The organism is Acinetobacter sp. FDAARGOS_515 (assembly GCF_003938865.1).
In the GTDB taxonomy this organism is placed as follows: Bacteria; Pseudomonadota; Gammaproteobacteria; order Pseudomonadales; family Moraxellaceae; genus Acinetobacter; species Acinetobacter ursingii.
In genome coordinates this window covers 576,189-602,572 of record NZ_RKIX01000003.1, presented here as the reverse complement: position 1 = coordinate 602,572, position 26,384 = coordinate 576,189, and the positions used below count along the sequence as shown (strand labels likewise).

Annotated in this window: 29 protein-coding genes; 17 read left to right on the top strand and 12 right to left on the bottom strand. The window is 40.7% G+C overall.

Translation table 11 applies throughout. The features are described 5' to 3' along the window. Positions 1–6: 6 nt before the first annotated feature. From EGS47_RS04300 to EGS47_RS04285, 4 genes are all read right to left on the bottom strand, one after another. Positions 7–1,140: a hypothetical protein gene (locus tag EGS47_RS04300; protein ID WP_416376701.1), complete on the bottom strand. Its 1,134-nt coding sequence runs from the start codon at positions 1,138–1,140 to the stop codon at positions 7–9. A 145-nt stretch (positions 1,141–1,285) separates the two neighbouring features. Next, entirely contained in the window at positions 1,286–2,215 is a 930-nt protein-coding gene (gene rluB, locus EGS47_RS04295; protein ID WP_004991112.1) for a 23S rRNA pseudouridine(2605) synthase RluB, read from the bottom strand. 41 nt (positions 2,216–2,256) lie between these two features. Then, positions 2,257–2,847, bottom strand: coding sequence for an SMC-Scp complex subunit ScpB (scpB, locus tag EGS47_RS04290; RefSeq protein ID WP_004995886.1), 591 nt, complete (start codon positions 2,845–2,847; stop codon positions 2,257–2,259). Then, positions 2,844–3,635, bottom strand: coding sequence for a segregation and condensation protein A (locus EGS47_RS04285; protein ID WP_125269211.1), 792 nt, complete (start codon positions 3,633–3,635; stop codon positions 2,844–2,846). The genes scpB and EGS47_RS04285 overlap by 4 nt, the downstream gene beginning before the upstream one ends. A 255-nt stretch (positions 3,636–3,890) precedes the next feature. Here EGS47_RS04285 and EGS47_RS04280 point away from each other — a divergent pair, with 255 nt between their 5' ends. Next, the gene (locus tag EGS47_RS04280) at positions 3,891–4,625 is read left to right on the top strand and encodes a GNAT family N-acetyltransferase (protein WP_125269210.1); all 735 of its coding nucleotides are present in this window, start codon (positions 3,891–3,893) and stop codon (positions 4,623–4,625) included. A gap of 15 nt (positions 4,626–4,640) precedes the next feature. Here the strand turns inward: EGS47_RS04280 and EGS47_RS04275 are convergent, their stop codons facing one another. Both EGS47_RS04275 and EGS47_RS04270 read right to left on the bottom strand, forming a co-directional pair. Beyond that, on the bottom strand, positions 4,641–5,258 hold the full coding sequence (locus EGS47_RS04275) for an L-threonylcarbamoyladenylate synthase (RefSeq protein ID WP_004991100.1): 618 nt from the start codon (positions 5,256–5,258) through the stop codon (positions 4,641–4,643). A gap of 211 nt (positions 5,259–5,469) precedes the next feature. Further along, positions 5,470–6,132, bottom strand: coding sequence for an elongation factor P hydroxylase (locus tag EGS47_RS04270; protein WP_125269209.1), 663 nt, complete (start codon positions 6,130–6,132; stop codon positions 5,470–5,472). Positions 6,133–6,227: 95 nt separating this feature from the next. On the opposite strand from EGS47_RS04270, the gene EGS47_RS04265 reads away from it, so the two are divergent. From EGS47_RS04265 to lysM, 6 genes are all read left to right on the top strand, one after another. Further along, entirely contained in the window at positions 6,228–6,788 is a 561-nt protein-coding gene (locus EGS47_RS04265) for a YceD family protein (RefSeq protein ID WP_004991096.1), read from the top strand. Positions 6,789–6,867: 79 nt separating this feature from the next. Continuing rightward, positions 6,868–7,053, top strand: coding sequence for a 50S ribosomal protein L32 (gene rpmF, locus EGS47_RS04260; RefSeq protein ID WP_004723964.1), 186 nt, complete (start codon positions 6,868–6,870; stop codon positions 7,051–7,053). Between the two features lie 154 nt (positions 7,054–7,207). Further along, entirely contained in the window at positions 7,208–8,194 is a 987-nt protein-coding gene (gene fabD / locus EGS47_RS04255; RefSeq protein ID WP_125269208.1) for an ACP S-malonyltransferase, read from the top strand. After that, a complete protein-coding gene (gene fabG / locus EGS47_RS04250; RefSeq protein ID WP_125269207.1) occupies positions 8,191–8,925 on the top strand; it encodes a 3-oxoacyl-ACP reductase FabG in 735 nt (244 codons plus the stop codon). Before fabD ends, fabG begins: the two co-directional genes overlap by 4 nt. A gap of 85 nt (positions 8,926–9,010) precedes the next feature. Then, complete coding sequence (acpP, locus tag EGS47_RS04245; protein ID WP_004991077.1) at positions 9,011–9,247, top strand: acyl carrier protein; 237 nt, start codon at positions 9,011–9,013, stop codon at positions 9,245–9,247. A gap of 221 nt (positions 9,248–9,468) precedes the next feature. Continuing rightward, positions 9,469–9,936 (top strand): peptidoglycan-binding protein LysM, encoded by a 468-nt coding sequence (gene lysM / locus EGS47_RS04240; RefSeq protein WP_004991076.1) that lies wholly within the window; start codon positions 9,469–9,471, stop codon positions 9,934–9,936. A gap of 62 nt (positions 9,937–9,998) precedes the next feature. On the opposite strand, the gene EGS47_RS04235 is transcribed toward lysM, so the two are convergent. After that, a complete protein-coding gene (locus EGS47_RS04235) occupies positions 9,999–10,766 on the bottom strand; it encodes a hydroxymethylpyrimidine/phosphomethylpyrimidine kinase (protein ID WP_005002783.1) in 768 nt (255 codons plus the stop codon). A gap of 119 nt (positions 10,767–10,885) precedes the next feature. On the opposite strand from EGS47_RS04235, the gene EGS47_RS04230 reads away from it, so the two are divergent. The 3 genes from EGS47_RS04230 (at position 10,886) to EGS47_RS04220 (ending at position 13,153) form a co-directional block, all read left to right on the top strand. After that, on the top strand, positions 10,886–11,539 hold the full coding sequence (locus tag EGS47_RS04230; RefSeq protein WP_004991061.1) for an HAD-IA family hydrolase: 654 nt from the start codon (positions 10,886–10,888) through the stop codon (positions 11,537–11,539). Positions 11,540–11,629: 90 nt separating this feature from the next. Then, a complete protein-coding gene (locus EGS47_RS04225) occupies positions 11,630–11,959 on the top strand; it encodes a hypothetical protein (RefSeq protein ID WP_005002787.1) in 330 nt (109 codons plus the stop codon). Positions 11,960–12,031: 72 nt separating this feature from the next. Further along, the gene (locus EGS47_RS04220) at positions 12,032–13,153 is read left to right on the top strand and encodes an acyltransferase family protein (protein ID WP_005002788.1); all 1,122 of its coding nucleotides are present in this window, start codon (positions 12,032–12,034) and stop codon (positions 13,151–13,153) included. Positions 13,154–13,177: 24 nt separating this feature from the next. On the opposite strand, the gene hemJ is transcribed toward EGS47_RS04220, so the two are convergent. Next, positions 13,178–13,630 carry a protoporphyrinogen oxidase HemJ gene (gene hemJ, locus EGS47_RS04215; protein WP_004991052.1) on the bottom strand — a complete coding sequence of 151 codons (453 nt, stop codon included), beginning with the start codon at positions 13,628–13,630 and terminating at the stop codon, positions 13,178–13,180. 20 nt (positions 13,631–13,650) lie between these two features. Beyond that, positions 13,651–14,880 (bottom strand): beta-ketoacyl synthase N-terminal-like domain-containing protein, encoded by a 1,230-nt coding sequence (locus EGS47_RS04210; protein WP_004991050.1) that lies wholly within the window; start codon positions 14,878–14,880, stop codon positions 13,651–13,653. 298 nt (positions 14,881–15,178) lie between these two features. On the opposite strand from EGS47_RS04210, the gene EGS47_RS04205 reads away from it, so the two are divergent. From EGS47_RS04205 to rimI, 7 genes are all read left to right on the top strand, one after another. Next, positions 15,179–16,588, top strand: coding sequence for an EcsC family protein (locus EGS47_RS04205; RefSeq protein ID WP_005002789.1), 1,410 nt, complete (start codon positions 15,179–15,181; stop codon positions 16,586–16,588). A 193-nt stretch (positions 16,589–16,781) separates the two neighbouring features. Then, positions 16,782–17,156 carry a 30S ribosomal protein S12 gene (rpsL, locus tag EGS47_RS04200; RefSeq protein WP_000246374.1) on the top strand — a complete coding sequence of 125 codons (375 nt, stop codon included), beginning with the start codon at positions 16,782–16,784 and terminating at the stop codon, positions 17,154–17,156. A gap of 157 nt (positions 17,157–17,313) precedes the next feature. Further along, complete coding sequence (gene rpsG / locus EGS47_RS04195; protein ID WP_004901967.1) at positions 17,314–17,784, top strand: 30S ribosomal protein S7; 471 nt, start codon at positions 17,314–17,316, stop codon at positions 17,782–17,784. Between the two features lie 183 nt (positions 17,785–17,967). Next, positions 17,968–20,106: an elongation factor G gene (fusA, locus tag EGS47_RS04190; RefSeq protein WP_005002791.1), complete on the top strand. Its 2,139-nt coding sequence runs from the start codon at positions 17,968–17,970 to the stop codon at positions 20,104–20,106. 92 nt (positions 20,107–20,198) lie between these two features. Beyond that, positions 20,199–21,389 carry an elongation factor Tu gene (gene tuf, locus EGS47_RS04185; RefSeq protein ID WP_004991043.1) on the top strand — a complete coding sequence of 397 codons (1,191 nt, stop codon included), beginning with the start codon at positions 20,199–20,201 and terminating at the stop codon, positions 21,387–21,389. A gap of 277 nt (positions 21,390–21,666) precedes the next feature. Beyond that, entirely contained in the window at positions 21,667–22,548 is an 882-nt protein-coding gene (locus EGS47_RS04180; protein WP_004991038.1) for a metal-dependent hydrolase, read from the top strand. A gap of 112 nt (positions 22,549–22,660) precedes the next feature. Continuing rightward, positions 22,661–23,119: a ribosomal protein S18-alanine N-acetyltransferase gene (gene rimI / locus EGS47_RS04175; RefSeq protein ID WP_119686299.1), complete on the top strand. Its 459-nt coding sequence runs from the start codon at positions 22,661–22,663 to the stop codon at positions 23,117–23,119. A 42-nt stretch (positions 23,120–23,161) separates the two neighbouring features. Here the strand turns inward: rimI and EGS47_RS04170 are convergent, their stop codons facing one another. The 3 genes from EGS47_RS04170 to EGS47_RS04160 all read right to left on the bottom strand — a co-directional run bounded on the left by EGS47_RS04170 (position 23,162) and on the right by EGS47_RS04160 (position 26,345). Then, the gene (locus EGS47_RS04170; protein ID WP_119686289.1) at positions 23,162–23,977 is read right to left on the bottom strand and encodes an arginyltransferase; all 816 of its coding nucleotides are present in this window, start codon (positions 23,975–23,977) and stop codon (positions 23,162–23,164) included. 21 nt (positions 23,978–23,998) lie between these two features. Next, on the bottom strand, positions 23,999–24,727 hold the full coding sequence (gene aat, locus EGS47_RS04165) for a leucyl/phenylalanyl-tRNA--protein transferase (protein ID WP_161798695.1): 729 nt from the start codon (positions 24,725–24,727) through the stop codon (positions 23,999–24,001). A 61-nt stretch (positions 24,728–24,788) separates the two neighbouring features. Further along, complete coding sequence (locus EGS47_RS04160) at positions 24,789–26,345, bottom strand: class I SAM-dependent methyltransferase (protein WP_119686290.1); 1,557 nt, start codon at positions 26,343–26,345, stop codon at positions 24,789–24,791. Between the last annotated feature and the right edge of the window lie 39 nt (positions 26,346–26,384).

The window sequence follows — 26,384 nt, the reverse complement described above, 5'->3', positions numbered from 1 at the left end:
ATCACATTATTTATAATAGGTTTGGATTTGTGCAGAGATAAACTCGTAGGCAGCTTTATTAAAGAAAGAGTGTTGCCCTGAAACATCATTATATGGAAATCCATCATTCGTTGGTACGCCATAATTTGTTGAAAGAATATTCCCTTTGATATTCCACTCTCCGTCGTAAATTTTTCCATTCATTTCAATTGCTGGATCTGCTCCACTATATGCAGGATTTCCATTTGAATCGACATGGTAAATGACATTTAGACCCGCGATTTTATCGTACTTGTATGATGGAGGTGATGGAATTTTTTCATAATACGCTTTAAACCATGCATCGAGGGTTGGGTAGGTTGTTGCATCACTTTCTGAAAAACTAAATTCCTTATCATCATATATAGCAGATTTAGGAATGTAGATAATAGAACCAGATGGGAAAGTTGTATTACTATTTAGAAGTTTAGCTAAGGCTTGCGAATTTTTCTTTAAAATTTGACCGACATAAGGATTTATATAGGTATAATTATTTTTTTTAGGATATTGCGTTAAAATATTGTTAGGTAATATATCTGATATTTTTTTTCCAGATAAATCAATACTCTCAAAGGTATATTCTAATTTATTTACAGAAAAATTACATTTATCGTTGAATGTTGCTAATGATAATATCAAGTTGTTTGATGTTGTAAGATAACCAATTGGCCAACCATTATTTTGTTTTTGGTATGTTTTTGTTGTGTAAAGACCTGATGAGTTTAATTCATAATCAACAGGCATGAGTTGTTTATTAGTTTCAATTTCTGTAAGGCCAAGATTATAAATCGGAAGATATTCTGAATATAACATTTGTCCATTAATAGAAATTTTTTTAGCATAAATTCCATCTTTTTCGAGCTGAATACGTCCAGATGAATCTACACCCATTATATCTAAATAATTTATGCTATATAGCGTTTCATCAAAAATAGATTTAGCTGTTAAATTGGAGTTAAGTAAAATACCACGATCACATTTTAATTTAGTATCTCCTGATCCATTGCCTGTATTATTCCCACCAGCAGTCATCCCAGAATCACCTGATCCGCCACCCCCACAGCCAGCTAAAGTCACTAAAGAAACTGCGATTGCCAAGTAAGATATTTTTTTCATCATCATGAACCTATTGTTGTTGAATTGTTTTATTTCGTGAGAATTATATACAAAACTGTCTACCTATAAAATAGTAAAATTCACAAAAAAAATTAGCATAAAATGAAAAAGAGCCCAATCTTGGGCTCTTTCATTTCATTGAGATTTTGGATTAAAACTTTTTAAAAGTTTTGTTTTGACCTAAGCTTTTACGTTGAGTAAATGGTTTGGATTGGCTTTCAGTTTGATCGTCAGTATCACGTTTTTGTTGACGTAAGTAACCACCACGACGTGCAGCAAGCGGTTTTTCCACCATACGTTCAGTACGACGTTTGGCCATACCATACAGACCAGTACCTTGGCGTGGCTTGAGTTCAACCAGTTTAGTTAGGTTATCAATATCTGCTTTATCTAGTTCCATCCAGCGGCCAGTGCGCAGTTCACGTGGCAAAATTACAGTGCCATAACGGGTACGTAATAAGCGGCTGACTTTTAAACCTTGTGATTCAAATAAACGACGGACTTCACGGTTACGTCCTTCTTTAACCACAACCTGATACCAACGGTTGATCCCATCACCACCAAGCTCTGAAAATGACTCGAATTTGGCAGGGCCATCATCCAATACTACACCATTTAAAAGGGTTTGACGGATTTGCGGAGTAACTTCACCCATGACACGAACTGCATATTCACGTTCAACTTCATTGGAAGGATGCATTAAACGATTGGCAAGTTCACCATCATTTGTAAAAAGCAATAAACCTGTACTGTTAATGTCCAGACGGCCTACCATAACCCAACGATCATTAGCAATTTGAGGGAGATGCTCAAACACAGTTGGACGCTGTTCAGGGTCGTTGCGGGAACAGATTTCACCTTCAGGTTTGTAATAAATCAGGACACGACGACGAATTTCATCTTCGACTTGAAACTGAACTTTGCGACCATCAATACGTAATTCATCACCTGGTTCGATTCGTTCGCCTACCTGCGCAATCTGACCATTTACACTGACGCGACCTGCGGCAATAACCTCTTCCATATATCGACGTGAACCGAGACCGATTCGCGCTAATACTTTTTGCAACTTTTCACTCATGACAGCACAACCTTAGAATTAATTGTCAACAGTTCACCTATTCAAGACTTGGCTGCATTTGCATCCAGTGTCATGAAAGCTTCCTTGGCATCCTGTAGGGGAGGCAATTGACCTAAAGATGCTAGGCCAAAAGCGTTCAAAAATTGGGGCGTTGTAATCAACAACGCAGGTCTTCCGGGTAAATCTCTAAAACCCGATTCTTTAATCCAGTTCCAGTCAAATAATGTGCGCAAAATCTGACTATTGTTGGTAACACCACGAATCTGTTCAATATCCGCGCGCGTGACTGGCTGATGATAGGCGATCACGGCAATGGTTTCGAGCAATGACGGTGAGAGCTTGGTTGGGCGTTCAGGCCAAACTTGTGTGATTATATTACGATATTTTGATCGAACCTGAAACCGAAAGCCTTGAGCAGTTTCAATCAGTTCAATAGATCGCCCATGTTGTAAGACAGCAAGCTGTTGTAAAAACTGACGTAATTGCGGTTTATTATATTGATCCTGAAAGGCTTGTTTTAATCGTGCAAGTGACACTGGTGCATCACTGGCAAATAATATAGCTTCAATTTGCAATAACACATCATGATGCATGTCTTCAGGTGACATCGCCAGTTGTTGATCGAGAGTCATAACTGTGCTCCCTGAATCGAGAGTGGCGCATCAATACCTGCGCTAACAATTCTAATTATTTGTTGGCGCGTCAGTTCCAATACGGCCATAAAGGTCACAACCATGCCCATCCGACCCTGTACTGGATTTAATAATTCCTCAAATACTAAAACAGACCCAGAGCTAACTTTTTCCTGAATAAACGCAATACGTTCTTCAAGTAAAACAGGCTCTTGCTCAACTGTATGCATGACAGGTTCAGGTCGATTAAATACACAAAACAGTGCATCGCGTAAGCTTTCGACATCATATCCTTCATACACAGGTGCTGTATGACCTAAGCCGACATTGGGACTAAAAGTATCCCGATCTAGTACTGGAAACTGTCCTAAACGTTCGGCAGCTTGCTTAATACGCAAATAGGTTTCTAAACGATCAATTAATTCCTGTTTGGGATCTTTTTCTAAGGTGATTGATGTGGGTTTAGGAAGGAGTAATCGTGATTTAAGATCAGCCAACAACGCTGCCATGACCATATAATCTGCGGTCAATTCAATATTGAGAGACTTCATTGCATCCATATAAGAAAGGTATTGAGTCGCAATAGGGGCAATATCGAGTTGTAATAAATCAAAACCATTTTTTTGAATCAGGTAAATCAGGAAGTCGAGGGGTCCCTCGAAATGTTCGAGTAAAATTTCAAAAGCAGCAGGCGGAATATATAAATCTTCAGGAATAACATCTTGCCATTCGTCCAATACGCGAATCTGCGGCAAGGCTTCCGATGAATGATTCAAAGCTTGGTTCATTACAGTTATAGGCCACGCGAATTTTCAAAAGCATGAGTCACTTTAGACATATTGAGCATAAATGCCATAAAGAGAAGGAGATTAGAATGGGTTTTATTCTAATGGAAATTCAGACTTTAATAAATTGTTAAAAGCATCAAAACCATAAATAAATAAACACTATTTTATACCTAAATACGCTCAAGGTTTTGTGATAGTGTTATTTTGTTTAGAAATGTGGTCGGATCAATAGACTAGACTTAGGGCATAATTAAAATGAAAAATTATTTAAAATCAAACTTAAATTTGTACCAACAACCTGTTGGATTTCAGGTTCAACAATTATTACCTGCAAGTTATCAATATGAAAAATTAACAGGACAATTTGTGGAATTACTTCCTCTTTCTGATACCTGTCCAAATGATTTGGAGCTAGAGCAACTTTGGCAAACGATTAGCACTGAACCAGATGCACGGTGTTGGACATATTTACCCTATGAGGGTTTTCAAAGTCGCGATGAGTTGAAGCATGCTCTGCAAAATGTATTTGGGTTTCATCCTTCGTATCATTATCTGATTAAGATGAATGATGAAGTCGTGGGTTGGATCGCATTGCTCAATCCACGTTTAGCGCATGCTGCCATTGAAATTGGCAACGTGTATTTTTCACATCGCTTAAAACATACAACCGCTGCTACAGAAGCTGTCTTTTTATTGCTTAAACAGTGTTTTGATTACAATTTTCGACGAATCGAATGGAAATGTGATGACTTGAATGAGCCTTCAAAACGTGCGGCATTACGCTTTGGATTTTATTTTGAAGGACTATTTCGCCAAGATCGAGTAACAAAAGAACGTAACCGCAATACAGCATGGTTTTCAATCATTGACGAGGAATGGTCTGAATTGAAATCTGCCTATGATGTCTGGCTAAGCCCTGATAACTTTGATGAACGTGCCAAGCAAAAACAACGTTTAAATGATGTGATTGAACAATTTCGTCCTTTATAAGGTGGCTATGAATGATTACTCAAACGCACTCACATCACCTGCGCCTTGACGGACAACCTCAGGATGGTCTCCAGATAAATCTACAATACTGGTAGTGGTTAATGTGCCAAATCCCCCATCGATAAACACATCAATGCGTTTGCTTAACTGATTTTCAATGTCATATGGATCATCCAATGGATCTTCCTGACCCGGTAAAATCAGGGTACTGGTCAAAATGGGTTCACCTAATTCTTGTAACAATGCCTGACAGATTGGATTGGTGGGAATACGTAGCCCGATCGTTTTCTTTTTGGGGTGCATTAACCGCTTTGGAACTTCACTGGTGGCCGGCAAGATAAAAGTGGTGATTGCTGGCGTATTATTTTTCAATAAACGATACATGGCATTATCGACTTTGGCATAAGTGGCAATATCCGATAAATCGCAACACATAATCGCATATTGATGTTTTGGGCCAAGTCCACGAATTTGCGCAATACGCTCCATTGCGCTTTTATTGCCAATCTGACAACCAATCGCATAGGCGGCATCGGTTGGATAGACCACCACTTCGCCTGCACGGATACGTTCAACGGCCTGAGTAATCAATCGGGCTTGTGGATTTTCTGGATGAATATGCAAATGCAACATATCTGGATCCTCCTGAGTCAAATGTTATTGTTGTAAAGTGTCACTTCTATCCAAGAGATTTCTGTCATCAGTCCTTTTATTTCTCCCTTGAAAAGAAAAATAAACAGGGATTAAACAAAGACGAAAAGAATCTGATGACCGCTTTTATTTAATCACATTGAATAGATTCAGTACGTGATGAGAAGTTGCGGTTATGTAATTAAAAGCAGATTTAATCAAGCAATTCACGTTTAAATTCATCAGATTGTAAAATTTTACCGTCACGAGTACAGCTGCAAATACATTGAATAAAATACGCTGCATCAGATGGTAATGTTGCTTCACCTGAAAAATAAGCCTGTACCTGAGTAAACACACGATCTTTAAACGATGTTCCGTCGCCACCTTCACCTGTTAAATTGTCTAAAGATACCCGAAATTTGCGACCAAAAGCTTGAGCAAATAACCACTCAATTGCTTGCGGTTTAATTTCGACTTGTTCAAAAAGCTTTTGTTGTTCAAGCGTTCGACCATCTGGCGCATACCAATAGCCCAAATCAGGCAATAAACGTCGTTTTGCCCCTGCAATCGTCCAGTGACTAATTTCATGTAAGGCACTATTAAAAAAACCATGAGCAAACTGAATTCTAGCGGGTGCTTGATTTTGCGCAGGAAAATATTCGGGTTCAAAATCTCCTTTGACCAGCGTCACATTTTGATGGGAAAACCAGTGATTAAAGTGTAAAATAAGCCAATCAACCTGATCGTGTTCTGTTTGTAGGCTTTGCCACGGTGAGAGTTGCACTGTATTAGACGACAGGGCAGACTGATGGGTTGAATGGGTGCTAACAAGTAATGAAGTTGTTACTTCAGGTTGCGGCTGCAACAGGTGCATTGCTGTGTTACCATGAGTTCTGTCTAAATTAGTACAAAATTGTATCTTAATCTTTGACAGAGTACCGATGAATTTGTAGAATTGCCGCCTTAATTATGTCAGCAAATACCTTTCCGGCACAGATTGAGCCGTTTAAATGGGCTGAGCAGGGCTTTACATGGTCAGGAACACTGCCATTGTCTCGCTTTGCTCGTATTGCTCGTGAAGCTGTTGGATCAATTAATGATCAATTGATCTCTATAGACTGTAAGCTATCAATGGATGCGTATCATCGCGTTGTGTGGTTTGATGGTCATGTTGAAACAAAAGTTCCACTGGAATGTCAGCGTTGTCTGGAGCCTGTGGAAATTCCTCTTGTTTCAGACTTCCGTCTCGCACTGGTTGATGATGAGTCACTGATAGAGCGCTTGGATGAGGATGCTGATTTCATCGTCTTGGGCGAAAGCGAATCTTCAACAAAGGGTGATTTTTCCACTCCTGCCACTGTTGATTTACTGTCACTCATAGAAGATGAACTGTTATTGTTGATGCCTTTATCTCCTAAGCATGTGTCTTGTGAGCATAAGCATCAACCAGCCGTTGAGAATGTTGTCGAAGAAAAACGTGATAATCCGTTTGACGTTTTGGCAGGTTTGAAAGGCAAACTTAATTCATAACACAATTTGTGTTATTATGTTGAGTTAAGACAACTGAATTTGTTCTGATCCATTTTTTCGATCTTTGTAAGGAGCCATCATGGCCGTTCAGCAAAACCGTAAAAGTCGCTCTCGCCGTGACATGCGCCGTTCACATGACGCTTTAACCGAGAATGCATTAACTGTAGACCAAACTACAGGTGAAACTCATCGTCGTCACCACGTGACTAAAGATGGTTTTTACCGTGGTCGTCAATTATTCGCTAAAGCAGCTGATGCTGAATAATTGAGCCAATTTGCATAAAAGCGTGATGCTTAAGTGTAGAAAAAATGGGAGCGAAAGCTCCCTTTTTTTGTTGCTTTTCGCAATTATCAATTGATTCAATAAGTGTTAAATTTCCGCCTCGGAAACGAGCTAAGACGAAGTAAAGGATTTTTATATGTCTGCTAAACGACTCGAGCAAGTGGCTCAAGCAACCAAAACTGCATTTTTGTTCCCAGGTCAGGGGTCGCAAAAAGTCGGCATGCTCGCTGAACTTGCCGAACAGTTTAGTGGTGTGCAAGAGACTTTTGCTGAAGCTTCAGAAGCAATTGGTTTTGATTTGTGGCAGATTGCGCAAAGTGGTGAAGGTCTTGATCAGACTGAAAATACTCAGCCTGTATTGCTCACTGCGAGTATTGCTTTATGGCGTGTATGGCTAGATTTGGGTGGTATTGCACCTAAATATTTGGCAGGACACTCACTGGGTGAATACAGTGCATTGGTTGCAGCACAAGCATTAAGCCTTGCTGATGCAGTGAAATTGGTCAATTTACGCGGTAAATTGATGCAAAGTGCTGTTCCACAAGGTCAAGGCGCCATGGCTGCAATTTTGGGATTGCCTGACGAGAAAGTGCTAGAGCTCTGCCAAAGCGTATCTGCATCTGGACAGGGTTCGGTTGAAGCTGCAAATTACAATGCACAAGGTCAAGTGGTCATCGCAGGTTCGACTGTATTGGTGAATGATGTCATGGCACTTGCCAAAGAGCAATCTGGTAAAGCCATTGCTTTGCCTGTGTCTGTACCATCACATTGTTCATTAATGAAACCTGCGGCAGAACAATTCGCAGCAGCATTGGAACAAACTGCCATTGAGCTACCTCATATACCTGTAATACAAAATGTCAACGCGGCAATCGCCACCGATGTTGCTCAATTGCGTCAGGCACTCACGGCTCAATTGTATCAGTCAGTACAATGGACACGCACCATGCAATACCTGCAAGATCAAGGGATTCAGTATGTGGTGGAATGTGGTCCGGGTACAGTGCTGAGTAACCTTGCGAAACGTTTGCCAAATATTGAAAAAGCATTTGCGATCGATACCAAAGGTCGTATGGAAGATGCCCTAAGCGCAGTTTTAGTGGCTGAAGGAAAAATTGCATGACACAACAACGTAAAGTTGCTTTGGTGACAGGTGCGAGCCGTGGTATCGGCGCGGCAATTGCACAGCAACTTCTTCAAGACGGTTTTTTTGTAGTGGGCACGGCAACAAGTGAATCAGGTGCTCAAAAATTAACGGCACAATTTGCAGAGCAGGGCATAGGGTTGGCACTCGATGTTCGTCATCTGGATCAAATTGAAGCAGTTGTCTCAAACATTGAGCAGAACTATGGTCCTGTGTTGGTACTGGTCAATAACGCAGGTATCACGCGTGATAATTTATTACTGCGTATGTCTGAAGATGACTGGGACGACATTTTAAATATTCATTTAAAAGCGGTTTATCGTTTATCGAAACGTGTGCTAAAAGGCATGACCAAAGCCCGTTTTGGACGTATTATCAATGTGAGTTCAGTGGTTGCGCATTTTGCGAATCCAGGTCAAGCCAACTATTCAGCAGCCAAAGCAGGTATTGAGGCATTTAGTCGCAGTCTTGCCAAGGAAATGGGTAGTCGCCAGATTACGGTAAACAGTGTTGCACCCGGTTTTATTGCAACTGAAATGACAGATAGCTTAAGCGAAGATCTTCGTAAAAAAATGAGTGATCAGGTTGCGCTGGGTCGTCTTGGCGAACCACAAGATATCGCAAATGCAGTAAGTTTCCTCGCTTCTGATAAAGCAAGTTACATTACTGGTACGGTATTACATGTAAATGGTGGTTTATACATGGCCTAAGGCTGATGGATAAACTTTTAAAATATTCAATATTCAATTAAACTAACGGCAATTAAAAACGCCACAAGCAATGAGGAGAATTCCTGTGAGCGATATCGAACAACGTGTTAAGCAAGCAGTTGCAGAACAACTTGGTATGAAAGTTGAAGAGATCAAAAACGAAGCATCTTTCATGGATGATTTGGGTGCTGACTCTCTTGATCTAGTTGAACTTGTTATGTCTTTCGAAAATGACTTCGACATCACCATTCCTGATGAAGATTCTAACGAAATCACAACTGTTCAATCAGCAATTGATTATGTAACCAAGAAATTAGGTTAATGGATCAGTGTTGATAAAAGCCACCGCAAGGTGGTTTTTTTATGGCTGAGCTAAAATTTAAATTGTTCAATAACAACTGATCCTAAAAAATTTGGTGAAATAAATTACATACTGTTACTTGATTGAAGTGAACATATACCAAAATCGAGATATTTTTTGAGTATAACTATAAGGGCTTTAAATTTATTTCATGATGACAATAATCATTACAGGAGACAATCATGGGTCTTTTTGATTTCGTAAAAGGTATCGGTAAGAAAAATCAGGCAAAAACTGAACAACCCGCTGCAACGCCTGCTGAACCGACAGCACAAGAGATTGCAAATCAGCTTTTGGCGCATATTAAAAGTTTAGGTTTACCGGTAGAAGGTTTGGTGGTGAACTATAACAGCACCACAGATTTGGCGACGATTCAGGGTAAGGTCAAGAGCCAAGCAGACAAGGAGAAAATTGTATTGGCTGTGGGTAATATTGATCATGTTGCCAAAGTGGATGATCAGATGACGGTTGAAACGCCAGAACCTGAAAGTAAATTTTATACGGTGAAATCTGGCGATAATTTATCGAAAATTTCAAAAGAATATTATGGTGATCCAAACCAGTACAATAAAATATTTGAAGCCAATAAGCCTCTTTTAAAGGATGCTGATGATATTTATCCAGGTCAGGTGTTGCGTATTCCGCAATAAACAAGCCGTCTAAATAAAAAGCAGCGCATATCATTAACATGCGCTGTTTTTTTATCTAAATTTTAAAATCGTTTTGGAATCTTTTGCCCATTTGGAACAGGCGTTTCAGCATTTTTTAACACGCCAAATAGCCAAACTTCGGCATGTTGTACTGCAATTTTCAAATCATCACCCAATGCTAGACGACCTGAAATATAACTTGCCAGAGAACAACCTGAACCATGATATTCGCCTTCCAAACGTGGACAAGTGCTTTCAGCTATACGTTCACCATTCATATATAAAATATTGCGAATATAGTCAGGTGTGTCTTCATGACCGCCTTTAACCAAAACTGCTTTTGCACCCATTTCAAATAATTTTTGGGTCGCTGCTTCTAAGTTATCCAGTCCTGTTAAAGCGCGTAATTCGACTGTATTTGGCGTTAAAATTGTGGCAAGTGGAATCAGTTCAACAAAAGCCTGAACCAAAGTAGCCTGATCTCCTAAAGAACCACCACTGTTAGCGACTAAAACAGGATCAAGTACATAAAGATAATCTGGATGCTCACGTAAAAATTGCGCAAGTGCCGCGATATTATCTGTTGTGCCTAACATGCCAGATTTGACGCATTTAATGGGTAAGTCTTCAACCACAGCATTGGCTTGGGCGAGTAACAATTCTTTAGATGTGGCTTCAAAGCCAAAAACCTGTTGTGAGTTTTGGATGGTCAGTGCTGTACAGGCAATGGCAGCATGTGCACCACTTTGTCCGATGGCTTCAATATCGGCTTGTAATCCTGCACCGCCAGAAGGATCGAGACCAGAGAAACAAAGTACGGTTGGGCGCACAGTTATTATCCTTAAACGATTTGATTTGCGTTAGTATAGGCAAGTTTGAGTAAAGTCTCGACCCTATTTTTAATCGGATTCTGATGGGAATTCGCCTGTAGCTGATTTGAGTATCATTTGTGAACGCAGTAAAAAATATTTTGATTGATTTAGATGGAACATTGACCGACCCAAGAGTCGGAATTACCACTTCAGCGCGTTATGGTTTAAATAAAGTGGGCTTTCCAATTGCCGATCATGAAAATATTGACTGGATCATTGGGCCGCCTCTGAAAGCTTCACTCGCCAAACTGATCAATGTTGATGTAACTCATGATTTGGCTGAACAGGCTTTATTAGGGTATCGTGAGCGTTTTGCAGTGACAGGGTTATTTGAAAATGAACTCTATCCCGATGTCATTGAGACTTTGAAGACACTTAAAAATCAAGGCTATCAATTGTATTTAGCTACTGCAAAGCCGCATGTCTATGCGGTGCGTATTTTAGAACATTTTGAATTATTACAATATTTCACCCATCCTTATGGAAGTGAGTTGACAGGTGAGCGAACCAATAAAGGCGATTTGATCGCCTACATACTCGAAAAAGAACAATTAAATCCCGCTGAATGTTTAATGGTCGGGGATCGTGAACATGATATTTTGGGGGCACGTCGTCATGGCATTGAAACTGTTGCGGTTGAGTATGGTTATGGTTCCGAACAAGAACTTAATTTGGCAGCGCCCAAATATAAAATCAAAAGTTTTAAGCAATTACTTGATCTATTGACCTGAATGGATAAATACCAAATCCGAACAGCATCTGGTTAGACTTTATTTTATGATGATTTCCCAATAATAAGTCATAAGTATCAGGGAGTACTCATGTTGAAAAATTTAGTCCTAAGCACTGTGTTAATATCGGGTTTGGCGGCTTGCCATGCATTTCCAAACGCTGATTCTGGCAAGCGGGTACAGGTGGCTAAATCACTTCAAGGGAAACAGTGCGAACAGCAAGGTTTGGCTATTTCAGTATTGAAACAACAATTGCAGACAAAACATATCCACGTCTATGCCGAATCTGTTGGACATGATGGCATGATGCGACCTCAGATGTGTGGTGCGCCAGATGGTAAAGTTGCAATATTTAGTATCGATCAGAAACAATTGGCTCAGGCGCAAGCACTTGGTTTCTTAGTCTATCCAACCCAATAAAAAACGAATCCGTTGATCTATTTTTTGCTAGACCCAATGGATGATTCCGTTGGCTGAACCAATTTGAAACTTATGCGAAATTATAAAATTGACATCTTAAGAGGTGTTTCTATTCTTTTGGTGTTACTGCATCATTTTAATATTCCTTATAAGTTACATGATACATGGCTAGGCGTTTCAGTGTTTGGAGAGCCTTTAACTACTTTAATTGCCCGCAATGGTAATTATGGTGTGACGATGTTTTTTGTCATTTCGGGGTTTTTAATTACCCAACATACCTTACAAAGAAACGGTAGCCTTGCGCAGATACAGCTTAAAAATTTCTATATTCGCCGTGTGGCACGGATTATTCCTTGTCTGGTGCTGCTCGTTGTGATGGTGACCATCTTGGGGTGCTTAGGACTCCAGCCATTTTTAAACCAAACACCGAATAGTATTGAAGTTACTTATGGCTTGACGGTTTTTGCAGCCTTTACCTTCTGGATGAATATCCTGATTATTGAATATGGCTGGGTCAATTATGCGCTTGGCGTATTATGGTCACTTTCTGTTGAAGAGGTTTTTTATCTCGCATTTCCATTGTTATGTTTAACATTGGCTAGAGGCAAAGCCTTTGTTTTATTTCTTGTATTGATTGTTGCCTATGCACCATATTTCCGTTCACTGCATTATGGTGAAGAAAGTGGGGCATATCTTTATCATTATTTCTCCAGTTTTGATGGTATTGCGATTGGCTGTTTAACGGCTTTGTTTGCTCAGAAATTTTCGATCCAAGCTGTCCAGATGAAATGGATAATTCCTGTGTCGGTTTTTTTGATGAGCATGTTATATCTCTATGCCCCCATCAAAGAAGTGAGTACATGGAGTGTGACTGTATTTGTGTTATTAACAGCAATCTTGATTTTCTGTTTTGCTCAACAATCACAAGCTCATCATCTTTCCATTTTTTCAAAAATCATGATATGGATTGGACAGCGCAGCTACGAAATGTATTTATTTCATTTGGTTATTTTGGGATTGATCAAAGTTTTGTATTTTCCTAAAACCACCTTGCCCGATCAGAAAATCATGTTGCTGCTAATCTTTTTAGTGACAACATTTACGCTCAGTTGGTTAATTGAAAAATATTATTCTAGGCCTTTAAATCATAAGATTAGACAGAAATGGATCACAAAAAAGCCTCAGGTCAACTGAGGCTTTCGACGCGTATGGTCTATTTTAAAATTGCGGTTTAACCACCACTAAAATGACAACGGCAAATAAAATCAGAGTTGGCATTTCATTAAAAAACCGCCAGAACTTATGTGATTTATAATGCGCATTGCCAATCAGTTTTTTGCGATAGTAACCACAGACAAAATGATAAATCACTAAAAGTGCAACTAAAGCAACCTTGAGATAAAACCATACTGCTTGATGATAATGCTGTGTTGCATCACCCCAGTCCACCAGAAAGTGAGCAGTAATTAAAGTGGCAATCATGGAAGGCCACATAATTCCCCGATATAGTTTGCGCTCCATCACTTCAAAGCGTTGATGACTAATCGTGTCTTCGCTCATGGCGTGATAGACATAGAGACGCGGCAAATAAAACAGTGCCGCGAACCAGCATACTACAGCTATGATATGTAATGCTTTTACCCAAAGGAAAGCATCAGTCGGTGCATCCATCGATTATCCCTAGTGGGATATTAGGCATCCCACTTCTTGAAAATGAGGCAGGCGTTGACGCCGCCAAAACCAAAACTGTTACTCATGACAGTATTCAGTTTTGCATCACGTTTTTCAAGTACGATATCAAAACCTTTAGCACCTTCATCCAATTCAGTCACGTTAATGTTCGGTGCAATAAAGTCATTTTGCATCATTAGGACAGAATAAATCGCCTCTTGTACACCTGCTGCGCCCAAGCTGTGACCTGTCATCGATTTAGTTGAGCTGATCGCTGGAACTTGACCTTCACCAAATGCGCGTTCCATGGCTTTGAGCTCGGTCACGTCACCTGCTGGTGTCGAAGTACCGTGTGTATTGACATAGTCAATCTTCTCGACACCATGTTGTTTGGCTTCATCTAGTGCCATTAGGATACAACGGGTTGCACCTTCACCACTTGGGGCAACCATGTCTGCTCCGTCAGAGTTTGCCGCATAAGCCACGACTTCAGCAAGAATGTTTGCACCGCGTGCCTGTGCATGTTCAAGGGATTCAAGCACCACAAAACCGCCACCACCCGCAATCACAAAACCATCACGGTCTGCTGAATAAGGGCGAGAAGCCGTTTCAGGTGTATCATTGTATTTTGAACATAATGCGCCCATGGCATCAAACAATAGGCTTTGTGACCAGTGGTCTTCTTCACCACCACCTGCCAGCATTAAATCTTGTTTGCCGAGCTGAATCAGGTTAAAGGCATAACCAATCGCATCGGCAGAAGTTGCACATGCACTGGTAATAGAGTGAGCCACGCCTTGCAATTTAAAAGCAACGCCCACGTTTGCAGTGATGGTGTTACTCATATTACGCGGTACGAAGAAAGGCCCGACTTTACGTGCACCTTTTTCTTCAAGCAGTTCGACCATTTCAACCACAGAATGTGTTGAGTTACCACCACTACCACCCGCGATACCATAACGCGGATTACCTGCTAAATCTTCGACTTTTAAGCCAGCATGTTGAACTGCATCGACCGCTGCATTGTATGCGTACATCGCACACACGCCCATAAACCGTTTAATTTTACGATCAATATGATCAAAGTTTTGTTCCGCTGCCGCACTAACATGACTCTTAAAGTTGAGTTCAGCATAAGATGGGTTAAAACGTGTCCCAGAGATTCCATTTTGAAGTGAATGAGTGACCTCTTCCAAGGAGTTACCGATGCATGAGTTAATCCCCATGCCAGTGATTACAACACGTTTCATCTACAGATCCCTTATATGGTGATGGTTTTGAGTGCGACGAAATTCGACATTATTGATAGAGGGAGATTAAAGCCCGAAGAATTGCGTCACTCATGTTTGAGATTGATATCATGATAACAGAAAGAATTTTCAATTCTTATGGCAAATTTTATGCGCATTGCACAAAGACAAAAATCATGTGGTATCTAGGTTATTTGAGACAATGCTTTACCAAAAGAAACAGATTAAAGTTGAGATAAGTCCACACTACACCTAGTATTTATCACTAAATGCAAGAATCAAAACATAGAGGTACTTGATGACAAATTCTAATAATAATCAATCGCAAAGTTTGCTTGGCACGGCATTTGGAGTGGCTAAAAAGCTCAGTTCCAGTGGTTTAAATGCTTTGGGTCATGTTGCACCTGGCACAGTTTCAAAAATAAACACGGCTGTTGATCAGGCACGTACAGTGGATGGAAGCGCGCGTGTAAAAAATCCATTGGAAGTTGAACAATACGAAAATCCACAGCAAATGTTGCGTCAGCATTTACCTAAAGTCTCACAGCAATTATTAGGTCGTCATTACAATCGCATTTACAGCGTGGCCAGTTTTTTATCGCCAGAAATTAATGAAAAAATTTCAGATTATCTATTTGATCGATTAAATGATTTTACCGAACAAACCAGCTCTGCCACTAAGGTTTTGGAAGAGGCAGGTGCGAAGTCACTGCAAGAACTTCAAAATAACCCTGATCGTTCGCAACGGATCAGTCAGGCATTGATTGAACAAAATAAAATTTTAGCTGTTGCCCAAGGTGCGGTCAGTGGTGCAACAGGTATAGTCGGTGCTGCGGTTGATGTGCCTTTTTCACTGGCATTGGCGTTAAGAACGATCTATCAGACAGGTCGCGCGCATGGTTTTGAACTGAACCAACAACAAGAGCAGGACATCGTTGAATTTGTTTTTAAAGAAATTGATTTGGGATTGGTTGCAGAAAAGCAAACATTGCTCATGGCGATCAAGACTTTAAAAAATATGCTACAAACCCATGATTTATCGCAGTTTCAGCAGCTTTTAGGTTCAACTAATGATACTGAGTTTTTGAAAAAATGGTTGGTTGATGATCAGGGACAGTTTAAGTATAAATGGTTGAATGGGTTTTCCAAATTCTCTGCGATTGGAAAATTAAGTCCACTTGCAGGAGCAACGGTGAGTGCCATTTATAGTTGGCGTCTAATTGAAGATGCTGGGCAAAAATCTCAGGCAATTTTTGGTGGTGCACGTCATTATTTATTACAACATCCTGATGCACAGATTTCGCCACTTAATGCATATCTAGCCTTGGAACAACAGGTTGGAAAAGCTAAGCATTCATTGATCAGTCCCAATACTCAAGCCATTTCTCAGCAACTAGAGCAACCTAGTACTCAGGAAATTAAACAAGGCGTTGATGTACCGACAACTTCAGCAAGCATAAAGAAAGTCACAGTTAAAGCGCGTAAGCCTCGGACTGCACCAACACAGCAGGATTCTGCGCAAAAGGTTGAAGAGGGTATTCATTCATTGGCTGAACAATACGTTGAGCCGCACGAGCAAACTGAACAACAGCCTGCCTTGACTGAAAAAACTGCACCAGTACCTGAATTAGAAGCGATAGAGGCTAATGTTGAAGCTGAGGTTGCTAAACCGAAGCGCAAGCGTAGCGTTAAACCTAAAGCTGAATAGAGTTTTTTTGTCATCAAAACTTAAACAAAGCCTGTTAGGGTGCTGAACAATAAAAAGCGCAGCAATGCCAGAAATGGTCAACATTTGCGAACCATGCCAATGTTGACCATTTTTATATCTTGGCTTACAATTGTATGCCCTCAAAAAGAGGTGTTTTCTTTTTGAGGTTTTTTATTAACGGGAGAATTGCCATATGGCAACAACAAATCAGTTGATCCGTAAGGGTCGCACAACTTTGGTTGAAAAATCCAAAGTTCCTGCGTTGAAGGCTTGTCCACAACGTCGTGGTGTATGTACACGTGTTTATACCACTACACCTAAAAAACCTAACTCAGCAATGCGTAAGGTTTGCCGTGTTCGCTTAACTTCTGGTTTTGAAGTTTCTAGCTACATCGGTGGTGAAGGTCATAACCTACAAGAGCACAGTGTTGTTCTTATCCGTGGTGGTCGTGTTAAAGACTTACCAGGTGTACGTTACCATACCGTTCGCGGTTCTTTAGACTGTGCTGGTGTGAAAGATCGTAACCAGTCTCGTTCTAAATACGGTGCGAAACGTCCTAAGAAGTAATTCTTAAGTCGTTCCAAGCTGCAATCCTTTAGCGTTTCGCTTGTCCAGATTTCAAATTGAAATTCAAGCGACGTATAGTAAGGCCAGCGTAGCGTGCATGACACTTGCACAATCTGCTGGATCACCCTGAAGTGTCATATTTATAGGTAGTTTTAAAATGCCAAGACGTCGCGTAGTCGCTGCTCGTGAGATCCTTCCAGATCCAAAATTCAGCAGCCAAACAATCGCTAAATTTATGAACCACGTTATGCAAGACGGTAAAAAATCGATTGCAGAAAGTATCGTTTACGGTGCTTTAGACCGCGTTCAAGAAAAAAATAAAGTAGACCCAGTTGAATTTTTTGAAGCTACGCTTGAAAAAGTTCGCCCTATGGTCGAAGTAAAAGCACGCCGTGTTGGTGGTGCTACTTATCAAGTTCCTATGGAAGTGCGCCCATCCCGTCGTACTGCCCTAGCGATGCGTTGGTTAGTAGATGCTGCTGCAAAGCGTTCTGAAAAAACTATGGCTTTACGTCTTGCTGGCGAGTTGCTTGATGCAGCTGAAGGCAAAGGTGCTGCAATCAAAAAACGTGAAGACGTGCACCGTATGGCTGAAGCGAACAAAGCCTTCTCTCATTACCGTTTCTAAGCGGATAAAACAGTCCCTTATCAGGAGAATACTCATGCGTACCGCATCTCGATTTAACATCGCACTTTACCCTAGCGGGGGATTTGCGGGTATTTAAGTTGCCCCCACTGTGAGTATTCGCGCGCATCAATCCTGTATTGGTGCGTCCTGTTTTAAACATCATATTTAGGAATGTAAGTCATCATGGCTCGTCAAACCCCGATTACCCGTTACCGTAACATCGGTATTTCTGCTCACATCGATGCAGGTAAAACTACAACAACTGAACGTATTTTGTTCTACACAGGTGTATCTCACAAAATTGGTGAAGTACACGACGGTGCAGCAACAATGGACTGGATGGAACAAGAGCAAGAACGTGGTATTACCATTACTTCTGCTGCTACGACTTGTTTCTGGTCTGGTATGGCGAATCAGTTCGAACAACACCGTATCAACGTAATTGACACTCCGGGACACGTAGACTTCACGATCGAAGTTGAACGTTCTATGCGTGTTCTTGATGGTGCGTGCATGGTTTACTGTGCAGTTGGTGGTGTACAACCTCAGTCTGAAACTGTATGGCGTCAGGCAAACAAATATAAAGTGCCTCGTTTGGCATTTGTGAACAAGATGGACCGTACTGGTGCTAACTTCTTCCGTGCAGTGGAACAAGTTAAAACTCGTTTAGGCGGTAATCCTGTGCCTATCGTTGTGCCAATTGGTGCAGAAGATACGTTCCAAGGTGTTGTTGACCTGATCGAAATGAAAGCGATCATTTGGGATGAAGCTTCTCAAGGTATGAAGTTTGAATACGGCGAGATTCCTGCTGATCTTGTTGATACTGCTAACGAATGGCGTACCAACATGGTTGAAGCAGCTGCTGAAGCTTCTGAAGAGTTAATGGACAAATACCTAGAAGAAGGTGATCTTTCAAAAGAAGAGATCATCGCTGGTCTTCGTGCGCGTACATTGGCATCTGAAATTCAGGTGATGCTATGTGGTTCTGCGTTCAAGAACAAAGGTGTTCAACGTATGTTGGATGCTGTGATTCAATTCTTACCTTCTCCAACAGAAGTAAAAGCGATTGAAGGTATTCTTGACGACAAAGCTGAAACTAAAGCATCTCGTGAAGCATCTGACGAAGCACCGTTCTCTGCACTTGCATTCAAAATCATGAATGACAAATTCGTAGGTAACTTGACTTTCGTACGTGTTTATTCTGGTGTCCTTAAACAAGGTGACCCAGTATATAACCCTGTGAAGTCTAAGCGTGAACGTATTGGTCGTATCGTGCAAATGCATGCGAACGAACGTCAAGATCTTGATGAAATCCGTGCAGGTGATATCGCAGCGTGTGTAGGTCTTAAAGACGTAACCACAGGTGATACACTGTGTGATGAGAAAAACATCATTACGCTTGAGCGTATGGAATTCCCAGAGCCAGTAATTTCTTTGGCTGTTGAACCAAAAACTAAAGCTGACCAAGAAAAAATGTCAATCGCTTTAGGTCGTTTGGCGAAAGAAGATCCATCATTCCGCGTTCGTACAGATGAAGAATCTGGTCAAACGATTATTGCGGGTATGGGTGAGCTTCACCTTGACATCATTGTTGACCGTATGAAGCGTGAATTCGGTGTTGAAGCGAACATTGGTAAACCAATGGTTGCTTACCGTGAAACGATCAAAAAGTCAGTTGAACAAGAAGGTAAATTCGTACGTCAAACTGGTGGTAAAGGTAAGTTCGGTCACGTATATGTCCGTCTTGAGCCGCTTGATGTTGAAGAAGCTGGTAAAGAATACGAATTCGCTGAAGAAGTTGTTGGTGGTGTAGTTCCTAAAGAATTCTTTGGTGCGGTTGACAAAGGTATTCAAGAACGTATGAAGAATGGTGTCTTGGCTGGTTATCCCGTTGTGGGTATCAAAGCGACATTATTTGATGGTTCTTACCATGATGTCGACTCTGATGAATTGTCGTTCAAAATGGCAGGTTCTTATGCCTTCCGTGATGGTTTCATGAAAGCAGATCCTATTTTGCTTGAACCAATCATGAAAGTTGAAGTAGAAACTCCAGAAGACTACATGGGCGATATCATGGGTGACTTAAACCGTCGTCGTGGTATGGTTCAGGGTATGGACGATCTTCCTGGTGGAACAAAAGCCATTAAAGCAGAAGTTCCACTTGCTGAGATGTTTGGTTACGCAACTCAAATGCGTTCTATGTCTCAAGGTCGTGCGACATACTCAATGGAATTTGCTAAATATGCTGAGACTCCACGTAACGTGGCGGAAGGCATTATTGCGAAATTCCAGTCAGGCGGTAAAAAAGGTGACGACGAGTAATCTTTCGATTACTATAAGCCCAAACTAATTTTTAGTTAAAAAACCAAGCGCTCATGAGCGACCCTCATGAGCAGTTTATAAAGGAAAAACTCATGGCTAAGGCTAAGTTTGAACGTAATAAACCACACGTAAACGTGGGCACAATTGGTCACGTTGACCATGGTAAAACAACTCTTACTGCTGCAATCGCAACAATCTGTGCGAAAACTTACGGCGGTGAAGCGAAAGATTACTCACAAATCGACTCAGCTCCTGAAGAAAAAGCACGTGGTATTACCATTAATACTTCACACGTAGAATACGATTCTCCAATTCGTCACTACGCGCACGTAGACTGCCCAGGCCACGCCGATTATGTTAAAAACATGATCACTGGTGCTGCTCAGATGGATGGTGCGATCCTTGTATGTGCTGCGACTGATGGTCCAATGCCACAAACTCGTGAACACATCCTTCTTTCACGTCAGGTGGGTGTACCTTACATCATCGTATTCTTAAACAAATGCGACCTAGTAGACGACGAAGAGCTTCTTGAGCTAGTAGAAATGGAAGTTCGTGAACTTCTTTCTACTTATGACTTCCCAGGTGATGACACTCCAGTAATCCGTGGTTCTGCGCTTAAAGCGTTGGAAGGCGATGCTGGCGAGTACGGCGAGAAATCAGTTCTTGACCTCGTTGCTGCACTTGACTCTTATATCCCAGAGCCAGAGCGTGCAATCGACAAAGCATTCTTGATGCCAATTGAAGACGTATTCTCAATTTCTGGTCGTGGTACAGTAGTAACTGGCCGTGTAGAATCAGGTATCGTTAAAGTTGGTGAATCAGTTGAAATCGTGGGTATCCGTGATACTCAAACTACGACAGTGACTGGCGTTGAAATGTTCCGTAAACTGCTTGACGAAGGTCGTGCAGGCGAGAACTGTGGTGTATTGTTACGTGGTACTAAGCGTGAAGACGTACAACGTGGTCAAGTATTGACTAAGCCAGGTGCGATCAAGCCACACACTAAATTTGACGCAGAAGTATACGTACTTTCTAAAGAAGAAGGTGGTCGTCATACTCCATTCCTAAATGGTTACCGTCCACAGTTCTATTTCCGTACCACTGACGTCACTGGTGCAATCCAGTTGAAAGAAGGCGTGGAAATGGTTATGCCAGGTGACAACGTAGAAATGTCAGTAGAATTGATCCACCCGATCGCAATGGACCCAGGTCTACGTTTTGCGATTCGTGAAGGTGGTCGTACTGTAGGTGCTGGTGTTGTTGCGAAAGTAACTGCATAATCACTTTATAGTGAAAAGGCGCTCCATTCGGGGCGTTTTTTTATGCCTGAATTTAAATAATGCTCTAGTGACATGCTTTTGTGATAGTTTTTGGGCTATTTAGCTTTTTAAGGTTCGTTAGAAAAGATCATTCTCCATATTTTTTGTCATCATGACCTAAACTGATAATTCTGTGTCCTTAACTGCACTTAAGGCTTTTGATCAATACCGTATGATAACAACGAAGAAAACAAACAATAAATAGCAATGGCGTCAGCGTCATTGAGGAGTAATGAGCATGAATGCTAAGGTAAATATTTCAAATCGTGCGGGTGCAAGTTTTCCAGTCCGTCGTATGAATTTTGATTTTGACCATGTACCTGAATATTGGATGAATGGTTCGGCAGGATTGACCCATTTTATGACCGCATTGTCTGCTTTATTTCCAGATGGCGAAAAACTCTTTATCGATTCTGTCCGTGCAGTTCGTTATCATCCTGCGATTAAAGACAATGAAGCGCTACAAAAAGAGATCAGTGCTTTCATTGGTCAGGAAGCTATGCATACTCAAGAGCATGTAGGTTTTAATGCATCAGCACAAAAGTATGGACATGATGTTAACAAATTAGAAAAACAGACTAATGTGGTCATTCAGACAGGTCGTAAAGTCTTTGCCAAAGTGGTGAAACCTTTTGGCATGACACAGGAAATGGTGGATTTAACCGCAACCACAGCTCTTGAACATTTTACCGCGACGATTGCTTCAGAACTATTACGTAATCCTCATATTCAGGAACTTATGACCGATGACACCATGAAATATATGTGGCTCTGGCATGCGGTTGAAGAAAATGAACATAAAGCCGTGGCTTACGATGTGTATGAGGGTATTTTTGGTCGTGGTTTAAAAGCTTATGCTTTGCGTAATACCGCATTACTGGTGGCAATGGGGCTGATCTTTGTTACGCAGTCTTCTTTTGTTGTTCGTCTTTTACGTGAAGACAAAAAACTCAATTTAAAAGAGTTAACGATGATTTATAAATATGCCTATAGCCCGTCAAAAGGGATTATTACGGGTATGACGGGTGAGATGTTGGCTTACTTTAAACCTGGATTTCATCCCAATGATTTAGATACTGTTGAGTTGTTAAAAAATTGGAAAGCCAAATTGGGATTGTAAGGTTAATTGTTTATGCAAAGGGCAATGCATGAATTGCCCTTTTTTTATGGTGCAGGATTCTATAAGATCAGACATCTTTTCATTCGCTTAAATTGCTGACATGCAAAATATATTGATTCGTTCCATGCAAACCAATGATGTTCAGGCTGTTACCCAAATTGAACAGCGGGTACAAACGCATCCGTGGACAGCACAGCAGTTTTTGGAGTCGGTTGAATCCTACCAGAGTACCGTGATCGAACAGCAAAATCAGATTTTAGGCTTTTGTATTTTGCAGCCTGTGTTGGATGAAGCGAATTTATTATTAATGGCGATTCATCCTAAATTTCAGGGACAAGGCTTAGGTTATCAACTTTTAGAAAAGTCGATTGAATTACTCAAAAACCATCCTGTGCAGATTTTTTTAGAAGTACGTGAAAGTAATTTAGGGGCGATTAAGCTATATGAAAAATCTGGTTTTCATCAGATTGATCTAAGACGCAATTATTACCCAAAACCTGATGGCACACGTGAGCATGCGATTATTATGGTGAAAAGTTGTAGTGATGATTTTGCGGCTTTATTTAAATAATTGATTTAAATAAAGCGTATTATTTAATGGAGTGGATAATATTTACTCGACGATCAAATTATTCCATTCGGAAGGCAGTGTCGTCATCAACGAATTTCCTAAGCGTTGTATTTCTTCTGCGCTAAGTGCCCGATTGAGTCTACGCCATTGGCCATCAAGTAAAAGTTCAAGTGGAATATACTGAGATTTATAATTCATTTTTTGTGAATGCGGTACCCAGTAACCCAAATAGAGATAATCCTGTCCTAAAGTCCTCACGTATTCCAGTTGTTTTAAAATGGCAAAAACACCTAAAGAGCGTCGACTTTCATTAGGGTCAAAAAAAGTATAAACCGCAGATAAACCATCATCCATTTTGTCGCTGGTTGAAACACAAATTAGTTGATCATCTTTCCAGAGTTCAATAAAAAAACTTTCAGTACAGCTATGCACTAAAAATTTTTCAAATTGATCCAGACTTGGCGGGTACATATCACCATCTGCATGCCGCTCATTGATATAACGTTCATACAGCTCGTAGTGTATTTGGCTTGCCTGATGGGTTGGCGTAATTTGCATGCGCAAATCTTGATTACGCTTCCATGCTTTTTTTTGCACGCTATTCATTTGAAAATCATGAGCAGGAACACGACAGGATAAACACTGGCGACATAAATGACATTCTGGACGATAAACAAAATCGCCACTGCGGCGAAACCCGACTCGTGAAAGTTCAGACAAGGTCACTACATCGATACGGTGAATCGGGTCTAAAAATACCATTCGCGCAGATTTATTTTCAAGATAACTACAGTCGTGCGGAGGCGTGATGTAATACTGCAAATCATTGAGCAGGGACTTGGGATGATAAGATTTCATATTATTGGTCCCTCGTTATTATCATTCAATTAACTTTGCATTTTCGGCAACCGTTTTACTTGAAAATACACGCTCTTGATAATTTTTCCAATCGATAGGGGGGCGAATAATTACATCTTGTAACGATTTTAAATATTCTTGCCGAGAAAGTGTACAGGCACCCAAGCTAAGTAAGTGGTCATTGACCAATTGACAATCCACCCAAGCCAATTGATTTTCCTGTCCGAGAAGCATCAAAGCGTAAAATGCCATTTTTGAAGCATCGGTACGGACGCTAAACATGGATTCACCAAAACAGCCTCGACCAATACTCACGCCATACAAACCGCCAATGAGTTCCTGATCATCCCAAACTTCAACACTGTAGCCATAACCCTCACGAAACAGCTCAACATAGCCTTGTACAATGTCCTCAGATATCCATGTTTCACTGGTGTAATTACGCGGCAATGCACATGAACGCATGACCCGTTCAAATGCTTGATTGATGGTAATCCGATAATCCATCTTTTTCATGTTGCGCAATAGGGTTTTGCTAGGTTTATATTGATCAGGATAGATCACACAGCGTGGCTCTGGACACCACCAACAAATGGGATCGCCTTCATTGAACCACGGAAAAAGTCCGTGTGTATAAGCTTCATATAAGGTGGATGGTTCTAGATCTGCTCCAATACAAATCAGACCCTGACCTTGTGGATCAGACTCAATAGGATCTGGAAAAAGATACATGGATGGAAGCAGCATGATGGGTGAAAGATAAAAAAGATCGACCTTATTTTAGCCGATCCACACAGATAAAACAGGTCATTTACGCAAATAGCCTGAGTTGTCGGGCAATCGTTAATTTATCTGCGGCCAGAAACTCCACTGCTTTCTTCTCAATAATCGCTAAACTTTGTGCTTGATCGCTAATGGTATTTTTATCTGCATCTAAGACATACCAGTTTAATTGATTGAGAACCAGTTGCACGTACTGAGCAAATTCATGCGCAGTCGTTAATCCATCAATAAAATGAGCGCGATAAAATAGCTGATGAAAATGCTCAGTTGGGATACCAATTCCAGTCAAGGGGCTAATGAGTGCCTGATAATTTTGATGAAAACTGGCTTGTTCGATTAAGTAATGATTGAGTTGTTGGCACTGTACCGTAACTTTTTCACTTGGGGTTATGCTCTGGCAAGGTTGAGCAAAACCTAAATGAGATAGAATAACCAACGCATTTAAAATCTGCGCATAGTTTAGCTGCGGCAGTGCTAACTCAAGTTCCCGAATGGTTTGTGGCTGATATTCATGTTTTAGAAAATGCTGACCTATGGGGTGATAAATTTCTTCGATCAGATTAAATGTACCCAGATAACCAGTAATATCATGAGGCAGAAATTCAGGTGAGCTGAGTAAAATAAATGCAGTATTTCTTAAACGCTCTTGAGTTTGTAAAGCGGTAAGTGAATTTTTACCTCGGATAAACAAATCACGACGAAACTGCGTACTGGCAAAATAGTCACGGCATTGTTCTTTAAAAATAGGATGCTCAATCGCATTTAAAAAATCCTGATGCTCCTGAGAAAAATTAATATTATCCAGATGCGTATTTAAGTCACTGGAACCAGCATAAGTAAGTTTAATTTCTTCAAGTAAACGCACGACTTGCTGAAATGAAAAACATTGCCAATCCTGATTTAAGTACTCGTGAATCAGATAATTTGGATTTTGATTTTTTAGTTCGCCCACTTTTGACAGCGCATGGGGATGGCGTTTCACAAATAATGGATTTTGAGCGAGCAAAGATTCACTAAAATCTAACGCATCTTTAACTTTCTGGATCGGGTTGGTACTTTTGCTATTAAATTTAAAATGACTATGGAATAACTCTCGGATCGGCATATTCGCGGCCCAACCCGTGACACAGTTATAACTGATATACACAATGCCACTCGGTTTTAGGTATTTTCGTATAAATTTTAAAATAATCAGTTGGTTTTCATAGCTAATCCAGCTCCAGATCCCATGTAAGCTAATAGAGTCAAACATAGGTAAATCAGGTTTGTTGAGCAGTTCTTCAAAACTATCATCATAAAAATAATGTTCGGTCTGACTATGTTCAGCAACTTGGTTGGCATGTGCTGCATGTGCAGGATTGAAATCTGTTCCCCAAAAAGTTCCTTCATTGGACGCTGCATGAATATTAATACTCACCCCTTGTCCAAAACCCAGTTCACAATGCTGATGGGTTTCACTAGAGCTTGGGCAATCAACGCCATTGAGCAATAAACAAAAACGCTGATAGTTAGGACTTAAGTCTCGATAATAACCATAGGTATAATTTACTTCTGTTTGATAGCCGTTGGTCCAAGTTATAGTCATAAAGCTTCCTATTTAATGTGGTAATTTAATTAAAATATT